This is a genomic window from Verrucomicrobiota bacterium, assembly GCA_016871495.1.
GTDB lineage: Bacteria > Verrucomicrobiota > Verrucomicrobiia > Limisphaerales > VHDF01 > VHDF01.
This window is the reverse complement of record VHDF01000091.1, coordinates 1-20,783: the sequence shown is the minus strand read 5'-3', so window position 1 is coordinate 20,783 and position 20,783 is coordinate 1. Positions and strand designations below refer to the sequence as shown.

Annotated in this window: 25 protein-coding genes; 19 read left to right on the top strand and 6 right to left on the bottom strand. The window is 62.0% G+C overall.

All coding sequences use genetic code 11. The annotated features are described in order from the left end of the window. Together FJ404_16355 and FJ404_16350 are read right to left on the bottom strand one after the other, a co-directional pair. Positions 1–534 (bottom strand): type III restriction endonuclease subunit R (locus tag FJ404_16355; protein MBM3824431.1); only part of this gene is annotated, 534 nt, incomplete at its 3' end. A 15-nt stretch (positions 535–549) separates the two neighbouring features. Continuing rightward, positions 550–1,239 (bottom strand): HIT domain-containing protein, encoded by a 690-nt coding sequence (locus FJ404_16350; GenBank protein ID MBM3824430.1) that lies wholly within the window; start codon positions 1,237–1,239, stop codon positions 550–552. A 590-nt stretch (positions 1,240–1,829) separates the two neighbouring features. On the opposite strand from FJ404_16350, the gene FJ404_16345 reads away from it, so the two are divergent. From FJ404_16345 to FJ404_16280, 14 genes are all read left to right on the top strand, one after another. After that, the gene (locus FJ404_16345; GenBank protein MBM3824429.1) at positions 1,830–3,395 is read left to right on the top strand and encodes a cryptochrome/photolyase family protein; all 1,566 of its coding nucleotides are present in this window, start codon (positions 1,830–1,832) and stop codon (positions 3,393–3,395) included. After that, positions 3,392–4,333 (top strand): FAD-dependent oxidoreductase, encoded by a 942-nt coding sequence (locus tag FJ404_16340; protein ID MBM3824428.1) that lies wholly within the window; start codon positions 3,392–3,394, stop codon positions 4,331–4,333. Before FJ404_16345 ends, FJ404_16340 begins: the two co-directional genes overlap by 4 nt. Beyond that, a complete protein-coding gene (locus FJ404_16335) occupies positions 4,330–4,809 on the top strand; it encodes a peroxiredoxin (GenBank protein ID MBM3824427.1) in 480 nt (159 codons plus the stop codon). The genes FJ404_16340 and FJ404_16335 overlap by 4 nt, the downstream gene beginning before the upstream one ends. Beyond that, a complete protein-coding gene (locus FJ404_16330; protein ID MBM3824426.1) occupies positions 4,810–5,550 on the top strand; it encodes a DUF2071 domain-containing protein in 741 nt (246 codons plus the stop codon). Then, positions 5,547–6,164: a DUF429 domain-containing protein gene (locus FJ404_16325; protein MBM3824425.1), complete on the top strand. Its 618-nt coding sequence runs from the start codon at positions 5,547–5,549 to the stop codon at positions 6,162–6,164. The genes FJ404_16330 and FJ404_16325 overlap by 4 nt, the downstream gene beginning before the upstream one ends. A gap of 6 nt (positions 6,165–6,170) precedes the next feature. Beyond that, positions 6,171–7,457 carry a putative DNA modification/repair radical SAM protein gene (locus FJ404_16320; GenBank protein MBM3824424.1) on the top strand — a complete coding sequence of 429 codons (1,287 nt, stop codon included), beginning with the start codon at positions 6,171–6,173 and terminating at the stop codon, positions 7,455–7,457. Positions 7,458–7,463: 6 nt separating this feature from the next. Further along, positions 7,464–8,321, top strand: coding sequence for a DNA metabolism protein (locus FJ404_16315; GenBank protein ID MBM3824423.1), 858 nt, complete (start codon positions 7,464–7,466; stop codon positions 8,319–8,321). Continuing rightward, positions 8,318–8,521 (top strand): DUF2256 domain-containing protein, encoded by a 204-nt coding sequence (locus FJ404_16310; protein MBM3824422.1) that lies wholly within the window; start codon positions 8,318–8,320, stop codon positions 8,519–8,521. The genes FJ404_16315 and FJ404_16310 overlap by 4 nt, the downstream gene beginning before the upstream one ends. Then, complete coding sequence (locus FJ404_16305; GenBank protein ID MBM3824421.1) at positions 8,437–9,471, top strand: AhpC/TSA family protein; 1,035 nt, start codon at positions 8,437–8,439, stop codon at positions 9,469–9,471. Before FJ404_16310 ends, FJ404_16305 begins: the two co-directional genes overlap by 85 nt. Continuing rightward, complete coding sequence (locus FJ404_16300) at positions 9,468–9,881, top strand: hypothetical protein (protein ID MBM3824420.1); 414 nt, start codon at positions 9,468–9,470, stop codon at positions 9,879–9,881. The genes FJ404_16305 and FJ404_16300 overlap by 4 nt, the downstream gene beginning before the upstream one ends. A 124-nt stretch (positions 9,882–10,005) precedes the next feature. After that, positions 10,006–10,356, top strand: coding sequence for a hypothetical protein (locus tag FJ404_16295; protein ID MBM3824419.1), 351 nt, complete (start codon positions 10,006–10,008; stop codon positions 10,354–10,356). Positions 10,357–10,415: 59 nt separating this feature from the next. After that, positions 10,416–10,760 (top strand): hypothetical protein, encoded by a 345-nt coding sequence (locus FJ404_16290; GenBank protein MBM3824418.1) that lies wholly within the window; start codon positions 10,416–10,418, stop codon positions 10,758–10,760. Between the two features lie 95 nt (positions 10,761–10,855). Continuing rightward, positions 10,856–11,518, top strand: a complete 663-nt coding sequence (locus tag FJ404_16285; protein MBM3824417.1) for a CIA30 family protein — start codon at positions 10,856–10,858, stop codon at positions 11,516–11,518. After that, the gene (locus tag FJ404_16280) at positions 11,515–12,600 is read left to right on the top strand and encodes a hypothetical protein (GenBank protein MBM3824416.1); all 1,086 of its coding nucleotides are present in this window, start codon (positions 11,515–11,517) and stop codon (positions 12,598–12,600) included. Before FJ404_16285 ends, FJ404_16280 begins: the two co-directional genes overlap by 4 nt. Positions 12,601–13,028: 428 nt before the next feature. Here the strand turns inward: FJ404_16280 and FJ404_16275 are convergent, their stop codons facing one another. Further along, positions 13,029–13,499, bottom strand: coding sequence for a hypothetical protein (locus FJ404_16275; GenBank protein MBM3824415.1), 471 nt, complete (start codon positions 13,497–13,499; stop codon positions 13,029–13,031). Beyond that, the gene (locus FJ404_16270; GenBank protein MBM3824414.1) at positions 13,496–14,743 is read right to left on the bottom strand and encodes an FAD-dependent oxidoreductase; all 1,248 of its coding nucleotides are present in this window, start codon (positions 14,741–14,743) and stop codon (positions 13,496–13,498) included. The genes FJ404_16275 and FJ404_16270 overlap by 4 nt, the downstream gene beginning before the upstream one ends. A gap of 386 nt (positions 14,744–15,129) precedes the next feature. Here FJ404_16270 and FJ404_16265 point away from each other — a divergent pair, with 386 nt between their 5' ends. From FJ404_16265 to FJ404_16245, 5 genes are all read left to right on the top strand, one after another. Beyond that, entirely contained in the window at positions 15,130–15,753 is a 624-nt protein-coding gene (locus FJ404_16265; GenBank protein MBM3824413.1) for an isoprenylcysteine carboxyl methyltransferase, read from the top strand. A gap of 144 nt (positions 15,754–15,897) precedes the next feature. Further along, positions 15,898–16,326 (top strand): tryptophan-rich sensory protein, encoded by a 429-nt coding sequence (locus tag FJ404_16260; protein ID MBM3824412.1) that lies wholly within the window; start codon positions 15,898–15,900, stop codon positions 16,324–16,326. 82 nt (positions 16,327–16,408) lie between these two features. Beyond that, complete coding sequence (locus FJ404_16255) at positions 16,409–16,681, top strand: hypothetical protein (GenBank protein MBM3824411.1); 273 nt, start codon at positions 16,409–16,411, stop codon at positions 16,679–16,681. After that, positions 16,678–17,586 (top strand): TIGR01777 family protein, encoded by a 909-nt coding sequence (locus tag FJ404_16250; protein ID MBM3824410.1) that lies wholly within the window; start codon positions 16,678–16,680, stop codon positions 17,584–17,586. The genes FJ404_16255 and FJ404_16250 overlap by 4 nt, the downstream gene beginning before the upstream one ends. Then, positions 17,583–19,034 carry a deoxyribodipyrimidine photo-lyase gene (locus FJ404_16245; protein MBM3824409.1) on the top strand — a complete coding sequence of 484 codons (1,452 nt, stop codon included), beginning with the start codon at positions 17,583–17,585 and terminating at the stop codon, positions 19,032–19,034. The genes FJ404_16250 and FJ404_16245 overlap by 4 nt, the downstream gene beginning before the upstream one ends. Before the next feature lie 165 nt (positions 19,035–19,199). On the opposite strand, the gene FJ404_16240 is transcribed toward FJ404_16245, so the two are convergent. Beyond that, entirely contained in the window at positions 19,200–19,814 is a 615-nt protein-coding gene (locus tag FJ404_16240; protein MBM3824408.1) for a hypothetical protein, read from the bottom strand. Between the two features lie 781 nt (positions 19,815–20,595). Next, positions 20,596–20,783 (bottom strand): transposase (locus FJ404_16235; GenBank protein MBM3824407.1); only part of this gene is annotated, 188 nt, incomplete at its 5' end.

Here is a 20,783-nt window from a genome sequence, read left to right as displayed (position 1 = left end):
CTGGGTCAGGGAGTCCAAGGCATTCTTTTGCCAGGGCCTCGGGCTCTTCGGCTCCTCCAGAACATCCTGTGCCTCAGGTTGAAGAAGGAGCTTCCGTGACCGCGCCGCCGATTCGGCGTATCGCTCAACAACTACGTCGGTCAGAAGAGTGGACTGCTCCCACAATGCAGCAAAAGCGTCCAGCACCTCCGCATGGAGTCTTTCCTTGGGAGCAATGTTCCCGATCAGATTCCACTCGATTCCGGTTTCCAGGGCCGGCTTCGAGATATTGCTGCTCCCAACAACCACGAGGCCGCCCGCTTGATCGGCTATACGCCAAGCTTTCGGGTGGAACGACTCCGGGTGAGCTTGCAGCAGATTGATCTCGGCGAGACGGACCTCGAAGTGGCCGCTGGTGCATTCCTCTTTCGCCAAGTCCATCCACAGCAGCAGACGTCGCAGGGCCTCCGGGGCGGTGATATACAGGTAATCGCCAACCAGAATCCGCGCCCGAGCCCCACCTCTCAACGCCAAAAAGAGCGCAGACTGGATCAAGTCGAGCCCCGACGGTTAAATGAACGAAGCTAGAATATCGACCTCGGTTGCTCCCTGCAGACGTGGTTCGATCCGGGGCCAAATGGGATCCTTCGGGTGCCCAGCAGACAGATGGAGTGCGATGGGCCCCTCCGCGTTCGCTGAACTCTTCAGGTAATTCGCTTTCCCTGGAATCACATGACGGACCCCTCCTCGCGGATCAGCCACGTCTCCGTCGTAACGCGGAATCACATGAACGTGGAGGTGAGGAACAGTCTGGCCCGCGGATCGGCCCGCGTTGAATCCGACATTGTAGCCGTCCGGGGGAGGCTTCAACCGAGCATCCAGGATCTCCTTGGTCCGGTTCACCAACTCCATAACGGCCCTTTGCTCGTCAGGGCTGGCGTTGAACCAAGTCTCCACGACTCGCTTCGTGATAACGAGAGCGTGGCCAGCGGAAACCGGAAAACCGTCAAAGACCGCGAAGGCCAGTTCGTTCGAACAAAGCCACGCGCTCTCCGGCAACCTCAGAAATGGTGACTCAAAGTCGGCCACTTGCAGATAAACTAATTCAGACTGCTTGTGCACGTTGGCAACAGCAAGACAATAGCCCGCGACCGGCAATACCCCGACGACAGTTGCCGCTGGATGGCGGTGATGGGAGCCTTGAGCGAATCCCGATCTCAATCGGACTGCTTTCGTCGGTGTAGCCGATACTCTTTCCATCTACCCAACCGCCGATCCCGGCTGCTCCCCACGGTGCTGTGCTTCCTGCCGGTTCGCCGGATGCCGGAGCGCTTGGGCCTCAGTTTCCATCTTTATTATCTGGCCTCCCCTCCTCTTGCGCCCAAGACTGCCCTTCAGTTTCCAACTTTATTCCCTCTGCGCCATAATGACGCTACTTGGAAATCAACGACTTAGCTTTGGTTTGAGTTTCCAACTTTATTACCTGAATACATCCCGGCGATTCATCGCTGGGTTGGGGCAAGCCAAAAGGGGTGAAGTCCAGGAGGGTCGGCCGGTAATCCGTAGCACTGAGGTGACAGGCAGGATGCGCTCCTTCATCCGCCGCCGTTCTCTTTTTCCCCCGGAGCGCCGCTCTTCGAAAACTTGCTTTTCTTGATCGGCTTCGACAACAAGCACACCGTGCTCATTCAAACGGCCTACTCGTATTTCACTTCCAGGCACGGCGCGCGAATCATCATCGACAACGCGGATGGGCGCGGCTCAGATACGTGCGGAATCCGTGACCACCCTTCCGAAGCGCTCCGTGAACGTCCACGCGAAGCGCATGGGTGCGACTTGCGACCGCCCGCATGAACTTTCATCCCCAAACCCGCCCACGTCACCTGGTGCTGGTGCTCGGCGACCAGTTGAACCAGGACTCGGCCGCCTTTGACGGTTTCAACCCGGCGTGCGACGCGGTGTGGATGGCGGAAGTCGCCGAGGAAAGCACCCGCGTCTGGTCGCACAAGTCGCGCGTCGCGATGTTCTTGAGCGCCATGCGTCATTTTCGCGATACGCTCCGCAGCCGGGGTGTAACGGTTCACTACCGCCAACTCCAGGACGCCCCGAACAGCGGCAACTTGTGTGGCGAATTGACCGCCGCGACCAGCGGCCTCCGCCCGCAAGGCCTGATCTGGGTCCAACCTGGCGAGTGGCGCGTGCAGTCGAGCCTTGAAAGCACGGCGCGTGCGCTGGGCGTAGATTTCGAAGTCCGCCCCGACCGGCACTTCTTTTGTTCAACCGAGGAGTTCGCCCAACACGCGCGGGGGCGAAAACAACTGCGCATGGAGTTCTTCTACCGCGAACTGCGCCGCCGACATCGGGTGTTGATGGACGGCGATGAACCGGAAGGTGGCGCGTGGAACTTCGACTCGGAAAACCGCGAGTCCTTCGGTAAAAACGGGCCGGACACCCTCCGGCCACAGCCAAGGCGTTTCGAACCCGACGCGGTCACGCGCGAAGTGCTGGACTTGGTGAACAAAAGGTTCGCCCGGCATCCCGGCAAGTTGGACGACTTCGATTGGCCAGTGACAACGGCCGATGCGGAGTTGGCGCTGCAAGACTTCATCAAACACCGTTTGCCGGAGTTCGGTCGCTGGCAGGACGCGATGTGGACCAGCGAGCCGTGGCTGTATCACTCGCGTCTCAGCGCGGCCATGAACCTGAAACTCCTCGACCCGCGTCGCGTCATCGCCGCCGCGGAAAAAGCCTTTCGCAAAGGACGTGCACCCCTCGCCGACGTCGAGGGATTGATCCGGCAAATCCTCGGATGGCGCGAATACGTGCGCGGCATCTACTGGCTGCACATGCCCGGCTATCTGGAGCGGAACGCGCTCAACGCCCATCATCCGCTGCCGGCATTCTATTGGACCGGCGAGACGGACATGGCGTGCTTGCGCGATGCCATCGGCCAGACGCTGCGTTATGGCTACGCGCACCACATCCAGCGGCTCATGGTTACAGGCCTCTTTGCCCTGCTGTGGGGGGCTCATCCGCAGCGCGTGCATGAATGGTATCTGGCCGTCTATGTGGATGCCGTGGAGTGGGTGGAATTGCCCAACACGCTGGGCATGTCTCAATACGCCGACGGCGGCGTCATGGCCAGCAAGCCCTACATCGCCAGCGGCAAATACCTTCAGCGCATGAGCAACTTCTGCGCGGGCTGCCGTTACGACCCCGCGCAGCGCACCGGACCGAAGGCGTGTCCGTTCACCACGCTCTACTGGGACTTCCTCCTGCGCCACGAAACCATGCTCGGCAAGAACCCGCGCACCGTCATGCAGGTCCGCAACGCCGCGCGCCTCACCCCCGCCCAACGCCGCGAAATCACGGACCAAGCGGACCGCCTTCGCGCTGCCATCCCCGCCGCCACATGAGCCTGCGCATTGCCATCATCGGAGCAGGCATGGCCGGCGTCAGCGCCGGCCGCCTGCTCGCAGACCAAGGGCACGAGGTGACGCTGCTCGAGAAATCCCGCGGCTGGGGGGGACGCTGCGCCACCAAACGCTGGGAAGGACACATCGTGGACCATGGCGCGCAGTATTTCACCTTGCGGCATCCGGAGTTCTCTGCCGCCGTGCAGCAAGCTTGCGGTGAAGCGCTCTGCCGAATCACCGCGCCGGTGCTGGATGAACACGGCGCGCCGCTGCCGGATACGGGCCGTTATTACCATCGCGAGGGGAATAGCCGCGTCGTGCGCAGCCTGGCCTCAGGTCTCAACCTGCGCACGGAGACCACGGTGACCGATGCCCGCGCGTTACGATCGGAATACGATCACGTGATCAGCACCGCGCCGCTGCCGCAGACCGCCGCCCTCTTTGGCCAGACGATCCCGGCGGAATACATCCCCTGCCTCACGGTGCTGCTCGCGTATCGCGGCGAACCCACCGGCCTTTGCCGCGAGGCTTATGCCTTGAGCGATCACTCGTCAGACCTTGCCTGGTCCGCCTGCGAAAACCACAAGGCCGGACGCATCGGAGCGGGCTGCACCGTCATGGTGGCGCAGATGAGCGAAGCCTTCAGCCGCAGGCATCTGGAGTCGCCGCCCACGGACTACCCGGGTCTCGTGCGCAGCATGGTGGAACGACGCTGGGGTCTTGCTTCCGAGAACCTCCTTGCCGCACTGGGTCACCGTTGGCGCTACGCGCGCGTCGCTCAGTCCCACGCCGCGCCCACGCTTCCGGAACGCTGCTCCTTCGCCGGCGACGCCCTCGCCGCCTCCCGCGTCGAAGACGCCTGGCTCGCGGGCCGGGCTGCGGCGCGGAAGATCATTTCGTCGCAATCCAATCACACAGACCACATCCATCCACCATGAAAGACGTCACAGAACTCACCGGAAAAAAAGCCCCCGCCTTCAAAGCCCCCGTCATCGGGGGCAGCTACCAAGAAGGCGCGACCGTCTCCCTCACTGATCTCAAAGGACAGACGGTGGTGCTCTATTTCTATCCCAAGGACAACACCCCCGGCTGCACCGTCCAAGCCTGCGCCCTGCGCGATGGCTGGAGCCGCATCCAGCAGAAAGCCGCCGTCTTCGGCGTCAGCGTGGACTCGCCCAAGAGCCACGCCAGCTTCATCAAGAGGCAGAGCCTGCCCTTCCCGCTCATCAGCGATGAGGCGAAGGAAATCGTCCAAGCCTACGGCGTGTGGGTGGAGAAATCCATGTATGGCAAGAAATACATGGGCACGGAGCGCAGCACCGTCATCATCGGCCCGGACGGCAAAGTGAAAGCCGTGCTGCGCAAAGTGCAACCCGCGGAGCATCTGGACCTCGTGCTGCAAGCGCTCGAATAAATGACCCCGCCGACCCACGAGCAGCGCGAAGCGGTGCGACAGCGCCCGGCGGGTTGTTCCGTGGGTCATCAGCGTTGGAGTGATTTGCTCTTCGCTCATTGGCAGGTCGATCCTGCTTCCGTGCAGGCGACCTTGCCCGCAGGCTTGCATTGCGATACCCACGAAGGCCGCGCTTACATCGGCATCGTCCCCTTTTTCATGGGGCGCATCCGCCCGGCCTTTCTGCCGCCGCTGCCGTGGTTGTCGTGGTTTCTGGAATTGAACGTGCGCACGTACGTCCACGACGAACAGGGCCGACCCGGTGTGTGGTTTTACTCGCTGGACTGCAACCAGCCCGTCGCGGTGCAAATCGCCCGGCGGTTCTTTCGCTTGCCGTATTTTCACGCCTGCATGAATGCCCGGCGGTATCACGGGGTGATTGACTACCACTGCCAGCGTCGCGGCTCGCCCGAAGCACGATATTGCTGGACCGGACCCGGCGACATGCAGATCGCCGTTCCTGGCAGTCTCGAGTTTTTCCTCCTCGAACGCTACGCCCTGTTCACCGCCGACAGCGAGGGCCGAATCTACACGGGCCGCGTCCATCATGAGCCCTATCGCTACGCCGCAACCGAGGCGGAAGCCCTCAGCACTGAACCCGCGAGGCTCGCTGGCTTTGATTTGAAGGGCGAACCCTGCTCGCTGCTCGCAGCCAAGCACGTCGAGGTGGAAATCTTCGCGCTTCGGGAGGCGCCACCATGAGGGTCGCAGGCGTGGATGTCGGGGCGGAGAAGAAGGGGTTTCACATCGTGATGCTCGACGGAAACTCCGCGAAATGTTTTCATCGCGAGACGCCCAACGAGGTTCGATTTCTCTGCGCTCTCGCCGGGGTGGTGGCGATTGATGCGCCGTGTAGCTGGGCTTGTCCGCGCGTTTCGCCCACCGGCCGATCTCGCCAGGCGGAGCGCGACCTGAAAACGCATCGCGGCATTCAATCCTTCTACACGCCGACCCGCGCGCGAGCCCTCGCCAACCAGAAGCAGCACTACGACTGGATGTTCAATGGGGAATCATTGTGGCGGGCTCTTCGAGCGCAGGTCCGCAACCGGCCCATGCGACTGATCGAAACCTTCCCCCATGGCATCGCCTGCGCCCTGCGCGGCCAGGTGCTCAGCGCCAAAGACAAGCGGCATGACCGTCGCCACCTCATCCAGAGACTCGGCTATGAGCTGGATCAACCGACTTCGATTGACTACCTCGACGCCACGCTCTGCGCCCATGCCGCGATCTGTTTCGCTCAAGGAAAGTTTGAGGAGTTCGGCGACGCCACCGAGGGTTGCATCGTTCTGCCCACCTGGGGAGCCTTGCCTGATTGAGAGATCATGGACCTGCAGCGCAAACTCGAAATCCTCGCTGATGCCGCGAAATACGACGCCTCGTGCGCCAGCAGCGGCGCCGCGCGGAAAGATTCGCGCGGCAGCCAGGGCGTGGGCAGCACCGGCGGCGCGGGCATTTGCCACAGCTACGCGCCGGATGGGCGCTGCATCTCGCTGCTCAAGGTGCTGCTCACCAATGCCTGTCTCTACGACTGCCACTACTGCATCAACCGCCGCAGCAGCAACGTGCAGCGCGCCCGCTTCACGCCGGAAGAAGTGGTGCAACTCACGCTCGATTTCTACAAACGCAATTACATCGAGGGCCTGTTCCTCAGCAGCGGCATCATCCAGAGCGCCGACCACACGATGGAGTTGGTCATCGAGGTCGCCCGCAAGCTGCGCGAGGAACATCTCTTTCGCGGCTACATCCACCTCAAGACCATTCCGGAAGCCTCGCCCGCGCTCATCGAACGCGCGGGACGCTACGCCGACCGCATCAGCATCAACATCGAGTTGCCCACGCAAGCAGGCCTCACCCGTCTGGCGCCGGAAAAGAATCTCGCCCGTACGCAGGCGGCGATGGGCCATATCCACGGGAAAATTGAAGAACGTCTTGCCGACAAACGAAAACCTGAAGCGCCAAAGCCCCCGCCTTTTGCCACGGGCCAAAGCACGCAGATGCTCGTGGGCGCGGATGAATCCACCGACGCGGACATCCTTCAGCGCGCCGACGCGCTCTATACCGGCTACCGACTCCGCCGCGTTTACTACTCGGGCTTCAGCCCCATCCCCGAGCCGTCCAAAGTCTTGCCGATCAAGCCGCCGCCGCTCGTGCGCGAACACCGTCTTTATCAGGCCGATTGGCTGCTGCGCTTTTACGATTTCAAGGTCGGAGAAATCGTCACGCCCGACGCCCCGCATCTCGACCTCGCACTCGATCCAAAGCTCTCGTGGGCTTTGCGCAACCGCGCGCAATTCCCCGCCGACATCAATCGCGCTCCGCGCGAAACTCTGCTGCGCGTGCCCGGCCTCGGCGCGCGCAATGTGGACCGCATCCTCGCCGCCCGCCGTCACTGCCGCCTGCGTCTCGTGGACCTGCTGCGCCTGCGCGTGCCCATGAAAAAGGTGCTGCCATTCATCATCGCCGCCGACCACACGCCCGCGCACCTCGACCTCGACGGCGACTCACTGCGTCAGCGATTCCTCCCGCCGCCGCAGCAGATGGAGTTGAGCCTCGCCGGGCCGCCGCCGACCGCCGCCGACAACGCATCAGTCCTCACTGGAGAACTTTGACGCACCATGCACACCGCGCGCATCAAGCCCACGTTGGAATCCTGGCGGGAAGAAGCCCGCGCGCTGCTGGTGCGGCGTGTGCCGCCCGATGCCGTGCTGTGGTTCGACGCCAGTGACGAACCTTCGCTCTTCCCCGCGGAATCCTCGCCGCCGCCCGCGGCGGTCTCTCCCACGCCGCGAGTTTCCGCGGCCTTCATGGAGCTCGCTCGCACCGTGGCGGCGCACACCGACGAGCGCCGCTGGGGATTGCTCTATCGCCTGCTCTGGCGCATGACGCACGGGGGCGAACGCGCCCTGCTCAACGTGCCGACCGACGCCGACGTGCGCCTCGCCGAACAGTGGCGCCAGGCGGTGAGCCGCGCGATTCACAAGATGCACGCCTTCGTGCGCTTCCGGCTCACCGGCAAGGACGAGGCAACGGGGCGCGAGCAGTTCGTAGCCTGGTTCGAGCCAGAACATCGTATCGTGCGACTGGCCGCGCCGTTTTTTGAAAAACGTTTCGCGGGGATGGATTGGAGCATCCTGACGCCGGTCGAATGTGCGCACTGGGACGGCGAACGGCTGCATTTTACCCCCGGCGTCCCGCCCAGCGCCGCACCGAATGAAGACGCGCTCGAGGACCTCTGGCGCACGTATTTCAAGAGCATTTTCAATCCCGCGCGTCTGAAGGTGAAAATGATGCAGCAAGAGATGCCAAAGAGGTATTGGAAGAATCTGCCCGAAGCGCCGCTCATCCCCGAACTCATCGCCGCCAGCAGCGTTCGCGTCCGCACCATGCTCGCCACGGAAGGGCTCGAGGTCAAACCCGCCCCGCGGAATGCCTACCTCGAATCCCTCCCCCGCAAAGACCATCCCGAACCATGAGAGGCGTTAAGAAACAACACCTTCCGGAGAAGGTCTGCGCTGCCTGCGGACGCCCTTTCCTCTGGCGCAAGAAATGGGAGCGCGTGTGGGATGAAGTCAAGTATTGCAGCCAGGCATGCCGGAGTCGATCCCGTCTTCGGAGGACCTTGGGTTCGATTCCCGCATCCGTGCCGGGGAAACTCTTCGTTTCACCTTCATGAATGGGGCGCATTTGAGAAGCTCTGCCCCGCGCTGGATGCGCAACGTCCTGCTCGCGGCAGGTGTGTACAACGTCCTGTGGGGCGCATTCGCCGTGCTCTTCCCATCAGCCATGTTCCGGTGGCTCGAGATGCCGTTGCCGAATTACCCGCAGCTCTGGCAATGCATCGGGATGATTGTCGGGGTCTATGGAATCGGCTACGCGATCGCCGCACTCGACCCGGCACGGCATTGGCCGGTCGTGCTGGTCGGCTTCCTGGGAAAAGTTCTCGGGCCGCTCGGGATGGCGCAAGCGCTCTGGACCGGAGCGCTGCCCTGGGGTTTTGCGCTGAACTGCGTGACGAATGATCTCATTTGGTGGATCCCGTTTGCGCTCATTTTGAAGCACGCGTGGGAGCAGCACCTGCATGCCGGGGATGGAGAATCTGTTTCTGATGAATCCACACTCCTCGCCGAGGCACGCACGGAGGGTGGTGCGAGCCTGGCGGACCTCTCCAAACGTCAGCCCTTGCTGGTCGTGTTCTTGCGGCACGCGGGCTGCACCTTTTGTCGCGAGGCGCTCGCGGACATCGCGGCCAGCCGCCGCGAAATCGAGGCCGCCGGCACGAAAATCGCGCTGGTTCACATGGGCACGCCGGAATCATTGGCGGCGTTCGCCAGGGAATACGGTCTCGAAGATGTGCCTTCCGTTTCCGACCCCGCGCGGCGCCTCTACCGGGGGCTTGGCCTGCGAAGAGGAACGCTTTCGCAACTTCTCGGATGGAAGGTCTGGGTGCGCGGGGCCAAGGCATTTTTTTCCGGCCATCGCATCGGAAAACTTGAGGGCGACGGCCTGCAGATGCCGGGTGTCTTCCTCGTCCGTGATGGGCGCGTCGTGATGCGGTTCAAGCACTCCAACGCCGCGGAGCGGCCCGATTACGCCGCGCTTTGCCGGAGTTCCCCTTCGGCATGAACGCGTTACTCGTCCTTCATGCGGCTGCGACCTGGGCGCTCGTTGGATTGATCTGGACGGTGCAGCTCGTCCATTATCCGCTTTTCGGAAAAATCGGGACCGATGCATTTCGCGGCTACCACGCCGAACATACGCGGCGAATCACCCGGGTTGTCGCACCGCTGATGTCAGCGGAACTCCTCACGGCCGGGCTCCTTTTTCTGGCCGGTCAGCGAGAGCCCTGGCTGATGGTGAGTTTCGTGCCTCTCGCGTTCAATTGGCTGGCGACCTGGCGGGTTCAAATTCCCCTCCACGAAAAGCTTTCCGCCGGATTCGACGCCGAGACGCATCGCCGGCTCGTTTCGAGCAATTGGTGGCGAACGGCCGCGTGGAGCATTCGCGGCGCTTGTTTGCTCCTTGGATTCTCCTGAACCGATCCGGTGGCCAGGCCGTGTCCGCACAAGATACGATTTCACAGAACCTGTCCTCATGATGTTAAGAACCGGTTTGAACTCTATCGTGGTCTCTCCGAGCAAATCCTCCTAACCTCCGCGCATGCATGATTTGACAATCTGCCTGCAAGCAATGGTGGCTGCCTCGATCTTCTTCGTCTGGGTGGTGCGCTACGACAACATCATGGTCGAGTTCAAGCAGTATGGGCTGCCGGAGTGGCTGCGCGATTTGGTGGGAATCCTCAAACTGACTTCTTCATTGCTGTTGCTGCTGGGGATTCAACGCGCACCCCTGGCGATCCTGGGCGCCCTGGTCATCGCCGGGTTGATGGCCTGTGCGTTGATCATGCACCTGCAGGTGAAGAATCCGATGTTCAAGATGCTGCCCTCGCTGATCCTGCTGGCGCTCTGCCTGATCATCGCGGCCCTCAACGGTCGGCTTCTTCGCGGATGACGGCGAAACGGTGATCTGGAGGTTCTGCGGCAGCGAAGTTTGCTCCGCCAAAGTGGTTTCTGAACCTGCCCGTGTTGAACGTTGCTTTCATTCCTGGCTCGGCCGTTTCCTTCCTCGGATACGGCGCGGCGTGCTTTCTCTCCAACCCACTGAAACAGGAATGGGTCCGCTACCGCTTTGGTTCGCAGCACAGGCTGATCGGAGGATTGCCGTTGTGCGCTGCCGCCGGTCTTCTGGCTGGTCTGAGCCAGCCTTGGATGGGGCGCGCGGCGGCGGGCGGCCTTGCCCTGATGCTTCTGGTCGCGGGCGGCGTCCGGATCAAAATCAAGGACACGCTCCTCCAGGCAAGCCCGGCCCTGTTCGATCGGATGCGGAATACCCACCCCTGTCTGGCGGTATTCTGACCCACCAGCGTGCGGTCACCGCTTGATAAATCGCACCCACCGGTTTGGAGTTTGGCGTTTGTCCGTCTACACTTACTACATCATGAAAACAAAGCATGGTCATCCTCGGCGAGGTGGAAGGTCACCGGCGCAGGTTCCTTGGCCTGCTTAAGGGAAACGAGAAACGCTCTATGACTTCAATTGCCAATATATGCCGAGATGCCGTCGCGTTGTTCGCTGCGTGCCTGGCCATCACCATGAAAGCCGACGCCGCTTCGGAACGAATCCTGTTCGACTTCCGGGCGGGCACAAACTCCCCTGGCTGGCAGGTCGTGAACGATGACGTGATGGGCGGGATCTCCACAAGCCAGTTTCAAGTCCTGACCAACGGCGGCGCGCTTTTCAGCGGTGTGGTCTCGCTGGAGAACAACGGTGGATTTGCCTCTGTGCGTTCATCCGTGTTGCGCGAAAGTCTCAGCGGCTGCAAAGCCTTCGTGCTTCGCGTGCGCGGTGATGGAAAGCGCTACAAGTTCACCGTCCGGACTCAGTCTGGTTTCAACGCTCCAAATTATCAGGCCGAGTTCATGACGAAGCGCGGCGAGTGGGAAGAGCACCGGCTGGCTTTCAAAGACTTCGTGCCGACGTTTCGAGGCCGCGTGCTGACCGGCGTGCCGCCGCTGAGCGCCGCCGAGATCACCTCGCTGGGTGTTTTGATCGCGGATCAGCAGTCAGGTCCATTCCAACTGGAGTTCGGTTGGATGAAGGCGGCGACCCGATGACACCGGAGCTCCTGCGGTTGGCTCGGCACCGGCTGTGGCTCGGCATCATCAATGTCGGCTTCTGGGTGTTGGCCAGTGCCGTCGGGCTTGACTGGCTGTCGAAGGGCGAGACCAGCGGCTTCGACGTTCGAAGACTTGGTCTTGTCTTGGTGGGCGCCCTGGTGGTGCAGGCGATGTTCGATCTTATCGGAGGCGCTGTGCTGATGCCGAACCCTCGGCCCTCGCTGACGACCTTTCTCCGTTCCTGGTCGCGCGGCGCGCTGGTTCACACGCTGGTATTGGCTGGGGTAGGAATTCTGAGCCACGCCAGTCATCGGCTGACCGGCGGGTTCGGTCCATCCATCCTGCTGGCGACGGTGGGGCTGGCCCTCGGCCGACGACATCTCCTCCACGCCGTGGCCGGCGTGTCGACGCAGGAAATTCCGCATCGTGCCGGAACCATTCTTAAGGCAAGCGCACAGGACCCGGCGTTCACCGGGGGGATCGTGGGCTTGGGTCACCGCGCCCAGAGTATGCTGCCTGCGAGTTGGCTGGCTGCATTGCCGAAGGAGGAACTGGCTGCGGAATCGAGTCGGCGCGAGTGGCAGCTGCAAACCGGGCTGCCCTTCCGCTCTTTGGCTCTGATCCTTGGGTGGAATCTCATCGGCGGTTTGGTCGGCTCACTTTCCCTCAAGTTGGCCGAGCGTACAACCATCGAGGCGTTGTTCGGCCACGCCTGTTGGATGACGCTTTGGGCCTTTGGCGGGCTGCTGCTACTGCCGGCGCTCAGTCGCAATGCCGTGTTCGGCGCCGACCGCGCCGCCGCCGATTCCGGCTGCGACCCGCGTCGTTGGATTAATCGCTTTCCCGGCTTGGTCGGCGAGGACGGCAGTGCGAGCTCCGCCGTGCAGACCATTTTCTACCCAATTCCGTCAGCGGCGTCGCGGCTGCGGCAGTTTGAGAAGCCGCGGCCAGGACTCATTCCTGGCCCTCTCGCGCGCAGCAACCTCTACTACTCGTGGGCAACGCTGACGTTTTTGGGCCGCGCCGTGCATTGCAACGTCGGCCGCCCGGCCCTCTGGGTTTTCCCGCCTTCCGCTTGAGCGATGACACTGGGCGTATTCGGGCAAACCCAAGCTCTCATGGTATGAGGGCGGTGCGGCCACAACTTCATTTCTGACTTTGAATGGCAACTGCCATGACCTCTATCGGAACAGGAACTCGCAATTGGCGGATGCTTGGGCTGCGGACAGCCTAACCCGCCTATTTCATGCACGGGACGCCCGGCGAGGACACCGGGCCTCCAAACACAGAGGCAGGCGCGATTGTAGGCCGCGTGCCCTCACGCGGCACACTGTCGCGGATTCAAGCTCAGGATGAACTATCCGGGCTAAGGCTCGCGATTCCAAGCCGCATGGACCGCCCCCGCGCGAGACGAGTCGGCAGCTTTTCGAGTGCATCGAGGCGGGCGACTCTTAAGCGCCGCCGGATGGGCCACGCAAGTTGCGCCGGCAGGCTGAGACCGCCGACGTCACGCCGTCATCGCCCATTTCCGGGTGCGGTAATGGCGGTATTTGAAAAGCAACGTCAGATAGAATCTCACGCCGGTCTCGGAAACGAGGCGGCCCCACCAGGCGCGGCCCCATTGATAGGTGACTTTGTCATGCATGACGCATTCGTCGGGTCCTCTTCTCTCGAAGCGGTGCTCGTGAACGAACAAGGTGAAGGGACCTTCCACGATCTCATCCACCAGCAGATCGGGTGCTTGCACGGTTTTCCACCGACAGGTCCAGTGCATCGGGATCACCCACCAATCGCGGCAGTGAAGTTCGATCAGGCGCCCCTCCAGGGCCGGGCCATCCGTTTTCAGGCTCACCAGCTTCAGCGTTGGGGGCATGACTTCCGTCAGGTTGCCCGGATCGCTGTGAAATCTGAACATGGTCTCCACGCTGGCGCGAAGCGGGGTGCTGGCGTGGAAGATCGAGGGCATTGGGGGTTTCATGATGACTTCAAGAGAGCATCCGCAGTCCTCAGACCCGAGCTGATCGCGCCTTCGATGGATGCGCTCCAAAGATGATCGCCGCAGAGGTAAACGCCGACTTCCTGGCGAAAACCCGGCCCGGTGAATCCGGTGCCGGGCGCCTGCCGGGGAAGCGCACGCTCGATCCGATAGGTGCGGAGATGACGCCATTCGCGAACCGCGCCGCCGAACCACGCCTCAAGCTCGGCCAAAACCCGCGCTTCCAGGTCGGTTGAATCCACCGTTCCCAGAACGCTCACCGAGACGAGCGCCCGCCCGGGCGGCGCATAGTCCGGCGCGAGATCGGAGGGGACGCAGACATTGTTCACTAGGCCGCAGCCGGTGCCATTGAGGGCGATGATCGACTCGCGCAGCGGCGATCGAGCGGCGGCGAAATACAGGCAGGTCACGGACCGCCAAACCGGTTCGGCCACCCCTCCGCTAGGGACCCATCCCGCCGCGGTCGTCGCATCCGTGGCCACGACCACCGCATCGCCATGGACTTGCTCGCCGGACTCAAGGGTGATGCTTCCCGGCTGGACTTGCGTGACCCGTGCGCCGAGTCGGATCGTGCCCGGAGAGAGCCGGGAAGCCAGTTGGCGGGGAATTTCTCCCATCCCTCTTGATGGCAGAGTGGCGCTTCCCTGCGAGAACATCTTGAAGGTGAATTCAAACATCCGGCTTGAGGTCTGGAGTTCTCGTTCGAGGAAAATGCCCCCGTAAAAAGAACGGAAGAATCCATCGATCAGGGATGATGAGAATCCGGCGCGCCGGAGATAACTCTCCGTGGTCATGTCTTCGTGCCGGGCGATTTCTCCGATGGTGAGCCGAATCAAGCGCCACCTCAGTCTGGCCACTCGGAGTTTGTCCGCAATCGAACCCACCGGCGCCAGCGCGGATTCAAGGAGGTGACGGGGTTCGCGAAAGACATCCATCATCCGAAGCATGCCGGAAGTCCGGTAGATCAGCGCACCCGGTCTGAAGGCCCGCAGATCAAGCTTATCCTTGTCGAGGAGACCGCCCGCTTCCGGGTAAGCGTCGAGAAACACCTGGAACCCGCGGTCCAGTAAAAATCCGTCCAACGCATCAGTTCTCACCCGTCCGCCGACGCCGTCGCTTCCCTCGAAAAGGACGGGACGGGCGCCGGCTTCATGCAGGCGGAGGGCACAAGCCAGACCCGCCAGTCCGCCGCCCACGATCAGCACCTTTTGCTCCGAAGCGCTCATGCGCGAGATTCAATCAGAGTTTGTGGTTCCGCGAAATCGTTTCCCGTCGAGTTCGTAAGAAAGCCCCCGCGGAGTCGCTCGCTGAACAGGAGGAAGCCGCGGGTGGTAAACGGGTGCAGGCTGAGATCCTCAGGACGATCGATCAGGGCACGGCGGACGCTGCCCCATTTGATCGCGGATTTCCAAAACCAACGGAGGCGCCCATCCGATTCTCGTTTTCGCTCGGCGACGATTCGCCGGCCCAGCGTATCGCTCCGGATTACTTCGATCAGTATGGCTGGTGAGCCGTTTCTCATGAATCGACATGGCGACTCCATTCACGGCGAGTGATTTCAACCGATTGACTCGGTGGGGGCTTCCCGTGTTACTTGGAAGTGAAACGAAACATGTTCCGCGTAGATTATCATCAATGGCCGCTCGTGGCGGCTTACATTCTGATCCTGACCGTCTTTCTCTACGGCATTCTCCGCCCGCGGCGAAGATCCGAATGGCGCTCCGCAGGCGTGGCCCAAGCCTTCATCATCGCACTCTACGCCGAAATGTATGGCCTGCCATTGACGATGTATCTGGTGGCGTGGCTGACCGGGCGCACGGAATTCGCGCAGGATCATTTTCACGGTCACGCCTGGGCTTTTCTGCTGGGCTGGGGCGACACCGGAGCCATCGTGTTCGATGTTGGAGGTCAGTTGCTCATTCTTTGCGGTGCTGCGCTGGCGCTCGTGGGCTGGAGACAGATTCATCGCGGGCATGGCTTCCTGGTGACGAGCGGGCTGTATCGCTTCGTGCGTCATCCGCAATATACCGGCTTCTTTCTCTTCCTGCTGGGCAGCGTATTGAACTGGCCCACCCTGCCCACGCTGCTGATGTTGCCGGTGCTGCTCTGGATCTATTATCGGCTCGCCCGAGCCGAGGAAGCCGAAGCGGAAGCGGCCTTCGGTGAGGCCTATCGAGATTATTTCCGGCGCAGCGGCATGTTTTTTCCGCGCTTGCGAAAAGCCGGCGCCGCTTGAGATTTCATTGGGTTTCACAAATCATCCCTGGACCGCTGAATCATGAATCCTTCCTCCAGCGCGGCGGCCAGCCTGAAACGTGCCGAAGCGGGGACAACTTCTCCCTTGAGATCGAAGGCGGTTCTCGCCTTGGCGGTCTGGCTGATGCTGTGTTTCAGCGCCTCATCCCTCGGCGCGTTCTTTATGCCGGGGGAGTGGTATGCTTCGATCAAAAAGCCAGCATGGAATCCGCCCGGCTGGATTTTTGGCCCGGTGTGGACAGCGCTCTACACGATGATGGCGGTGGCAGCCTGGCGGGTGTGGCGGCAGGGCGGCTTCACCGCCCAACGCCGGCCACTGACGCTGTTCCTCGCACAACTCGCGCTCAACGCCGCCTGGACGCCGCTGTTCTTTGGTCTGCATTGGCCGGGGGTGGCCTTCGCGGAAATCGTGCTTCTCTGGCTGACCATCGGCGCGACGTTGCTCGCGTTCCGTCCGGTGAGCCGTGTTGCTGCGTGGCTGCTCGTGCCCTACCTGGCGTGGGTGAGTTTTGCCGCCGTGCTGAACTTCACGCTGTGGCGATTGAATTCCTGATGTTCTGAACTGCAGATGACTTCCGACTGCCCCCCGATTGCGGCGCAACGCCGCGTTTGCGTGGGCGTGCCTTGCCATCACCATGAAAGCTGACGACGCCGAAACAATCCTCTTCGAGTTCCAGACCGCGACCCATCATCCCGCCCGGCAAATCGTCAACGACGGCGTGTTGGGTGGCGTTTCCTCAAACCGCTTCAGTGCGACCCCTGGTGTGGATGTTTTTCGTGGCCAACCGCCGCTCGACCTGGCGAAAGTCACCACGGTGGGCTTCCTGATTTCAGAGAAGCAGGCCGGGCCATCCCAGTTGGAGGTGAACCGGATCAAGGCGACCTCACGCGCCGGAAGGTGCGCATGAACACTCTGGTCACCGGTGCAAGCGGCTTCATCGGCCGTGTGCTGGCTTCGCGGTTGGCGAAGAACGGCCATCGCGTGGTGACGCTGCGTCGCGCTGGCAGTGGTGATCACGCTGGACCAACGTGGAATCCAGACACCGGCCAAGTCCATCTCGAACCCGCCGGCGCACTCGACGCCGTCGTGCATCTGGCGGGCGAGAACATCGCGCAACGCTGGACACGCTCGGCCAAGGCCCGCATCCGAAGCAGCCGCGTAGACGCGACGCGGCTGCTCTGCGAGGCCCTGACCCGGCTACCTCAACCGCCGCAGGTCTTGGTCTGCGCCTCGGCGACAGGGTTTTACGGCGACCGGGGCGACAAAGTTCTTGACGAGCGCAGCGGGCCGGGCTCGGGTTTTCTTCCCGAGGTTTGCCAGGCCTGGGAAGCGGCGGCGGACGCAGCCCGGCAGCGTGGCATTCGTGTCGTGCATGTGCGGCTCGGCATTGTGCTGGCCCGCCACGGCGGCGCGCTGGCCAAGATGTTGCCCGCATTTCGACTTGGGTTGGGCGGACGGTTGGGCGATGGCCGGCAGTATTGGAGTTGGATTACGCTCGATGATTTGCTGCGCGTGGTCGAATGGACGATGAACAACGACAGCGTCAGCGGCGCTGTGAACGCGGTGTCGCCCGAGGCGGTCACGAACGCCCACTTCACGAAAGCGCTCGCCCGGGCGATGCGAAGGCCCGCGTTGGTGTCTGTGCCGACGATCGCGGTGAAGTGGGTTTTCGGCGAGATGGGCCGGGAAGCTTTGCTGGCGAGCGCGCGGGTGCGGCCGGCGCGGCTGATCGAAAACGGGTTCGCATTCCGGTTCCCGCAACTTGATTCCGCCTTCGGACAGATGCTGAGCCAATCAGATCAAACTGCATGAACACGCCTTCGATTCACTGGTTCAGGTTGGACCTGCGCCTGTCGGATAATCCCGCTTTGCGAGCGGCACTTGAGCGCGGCGGGGCGGTCCTGCCGGTATTCATCGGGTCGATGGAGGAGGAAGCCCCTTGGTCGCCGGGTGGCGCTTCGAAGTGGTGGCTGCATCAATCGCTGGCGGCGCTGGATGGGCAATTGCGCGCCCTCGGCTCGCGGCTGATCATCCGGCGCGGGCCGGCGCTCGAAACCCTGCGGGCGCTGGTGAAGGAAACTGGCGCGTCGGCGGTGTTTTGGAATTGCCGCTACGAACCCGCTGTCATCGCTCGCGATGCCAAAGTACAGGAGGCATTGCGCCAGGAGGGATTGGCCGTCGAAAGTTTCAATGCCGCGCTGTTGCACGAACCGTGGACGATTCAAAACCAGAGCGGCAAACCGTTCCAGGTCTTCACGCCATTCTGGCGGCATGGCCTGACAAAGCCCGATCCCGCCGAGCCACTGCCCGCGCCGCGAACTCTGCCCGTGTCAGCCAAGTGGCCGAAGTCGCTCGCGCTTGATGAGCTGCAACTCGAACCAAGCATCAAGTGGGCCGAGGGATTTCGAGCCGCCTGGCAACCAGGTGAGGCGGGCGCAGCAGACAACGTGAGGAAGTTTCTGGCACAAGCGTTCGACCACTACTCCGACCAGCGCAACCGACCTGACCTGACCGGCACGTCGCGCCTCTCACCCCACTTGCACTTCGGTGAAATCAGTCCGCGCCAAATCTGGCATGGTCTCGCACACATGGCGTCGAGACGTGGGCTGCCCATCGGCGCCTGGCGCTCATCGCAATTCCTCGCCGAAGTCGGCTGGCGCGAATTTGCCCACCACTTGCTCTACCATTTTCCACACACGCCGACCGAGCCGTTGCGCGGCGATTTCAAGAAGTTCCCGTGGCGCAAGGACGCGGCCTGGCTCAAGGCGTGGCAACGAGGTCGCACGGGCTTTCCCATCGTGGACGCCGGGATGCGCGAGTTGTGGGCGACCGGCTGGATGCACAATCGCGTGCGGATGATTGTCGCCAGCCTTCTCGTGAAGGACCTGTTGATTGACTGGCAGGAAGGCGCACGGTGGTTTTGGGATACCCTCGTGGATGCCGACCTCGCTCAGAACACTCTGGGCTGGCAGTGGACGGCAGGCTGCGGGGCGGACGCCGCGCCTTACTTCCGCGTATTCAATCCCGTCAGCCAGGGCGAGAAATTCGACCCGCACGGCGATTACGTCCGCCGCTGGTGTCCCGAACTGGGGAAGCTGCCGCCGGATTGGATTCATCAGCCAGACAAAGCACCCCTGGAGACCCTCCGCGCTGCCGGCGTCGAGCTGGGCCGCACCTATCCGGAACCCGTCGTCAGCCACGCTATCGCCCGTGAAGTGGCGCTGGAGGCCTTTGCGCGAATCAAAAGGCCCTCCGCTTGACCGGCGGACGCGTCGGACTTTCCATGGCCGCCCGGACCTTGCGAGAGATCGATGCTGACCCATTGCCGTTTGCAGGTTGAACCACAGGGGTGAGTTGTGGAACCCGCATCGGGACAACTCAACGATGTTCCGTCGCCGGTCCAGTCGCCTTCGACAAAGGCGGGACTAGGAATCGTGTGGACTTATCGGCGTCGCGTTCGGATTCAAGGTCAGGGTATCGAGCGCCGCTCGGGCCGAGAACTCCAAGGTCTTGGCCCGCCGCACTAAATCCTCCACTCCACTTCCCCAAACCCACGGTCCATCCCCGCACGCCAACAAACCCGGATGCCTGGCCGGATCCCATTCGCGCCGAAGAATCGCTTCCACCATCGAAGCGCCCTGCCCAAGCCCGCGCTCCTGCCTCGCACACGGAATCAAACCATGAAACTCGTGGCATTGCGTCGTGCCAAAACAGGGCAAGTCCCTCCCGGACTGGCTCCAGGCCACCGCCGCAGCGGAGTGAAAGTGCGCGACGGCTTGAATCGCCGGAAACGCCGAGTAAAACGCCTGATGACTTCGTCCATCCTCCACGACAGACCGGGCGTGCACCGAATCGGAACCGCGATGTTCCACCAACACTCGCCCGTTCAGGACCTGGTCGCCATGCATGGCCAAGAACCACCAAACGTCCGAATCCTCCTCACGCGTGGAGATACTGCCGGCGCGGCAAGGGTCCAACCCCTCGTGCAGGAGACGCTCACGGCAAGCCAAAAGCTCCTCTGGAAAGGCGTTCGCGGTCATTCTGATCAGTGGCTATAGCGAAATCGCCGCCTCGATTCAACCTTGGTCCGACCATGGTTCCGGGATCTCACCCCACCACCCGCGAGTCACGGAGTGAATCAGGGCGACGGCAAGAGCTCAAAAAGGCACATCGTGCGCTACAAACGCCAGGAAACTGCCCTCATCAAGGCTTGGACAGGACAGAACCTATGGACGCTTGAAGGCGCCCTCAAAACCTCGAACTCTCACGAAGGAACAGGCTCTTCGACCAGAAAGTTCAAAAGGTCTGAACATTTCTCAAAACCTCGCCCCCCGGAAACCAACAACTTGCACGCCTAAAACGCCGCAATGGAAGCTTGAGATTCCAGCCGGTCAACCCACCCCCAAATGGGCAAAACGTTGAGCCCGCTTGAAAACCTCGCGGACTGAGTAATGATGTCATCCTCAAGGGTTCGTGATCCTAACCTTCGAATCAAATGATGAGACAGAAATGGCATGGTATCTCACGGAGACACGAAGATGGCGAAGCATGCTCGAACCGCTGCCCCCGTGAGTGAAACGGGCTTCGAATGCTTTTTCTCCGTGTCTCTGTGCCTCCGTGAGAGCCGTCTGACCTCCCGGTGTGACCTCGCAGAGTGTATATTATTTAGCCTCTTCGCGTACTTGTGTGGGTGATTTTCGACCATTTTGGGGCGGCGCCTCGAGCTAGAACTAGCGGGGGGCGTGCGGCGAGCCTCCAGCTCGCGCCCCCTGCGGTGGAAGGTTCGTTTGGCAAAGCGTCCTGCGAGTATCCCATTCTGTGTCATGAGATCTCCGGCAGCATGCACGTTAGGATCTTTAGCCGCAGATACTCTTCATCCCGCAACCCATACGCTCTTCTTTGAATCACCCGGATCTTGTTATTCAGACCCTCAACGAATCCTAGGGAGACTTTGTTGCGGGGATCACAGTGTGCCGCGATGCCATCCCAGTGACGTTCAATCAGCTTGA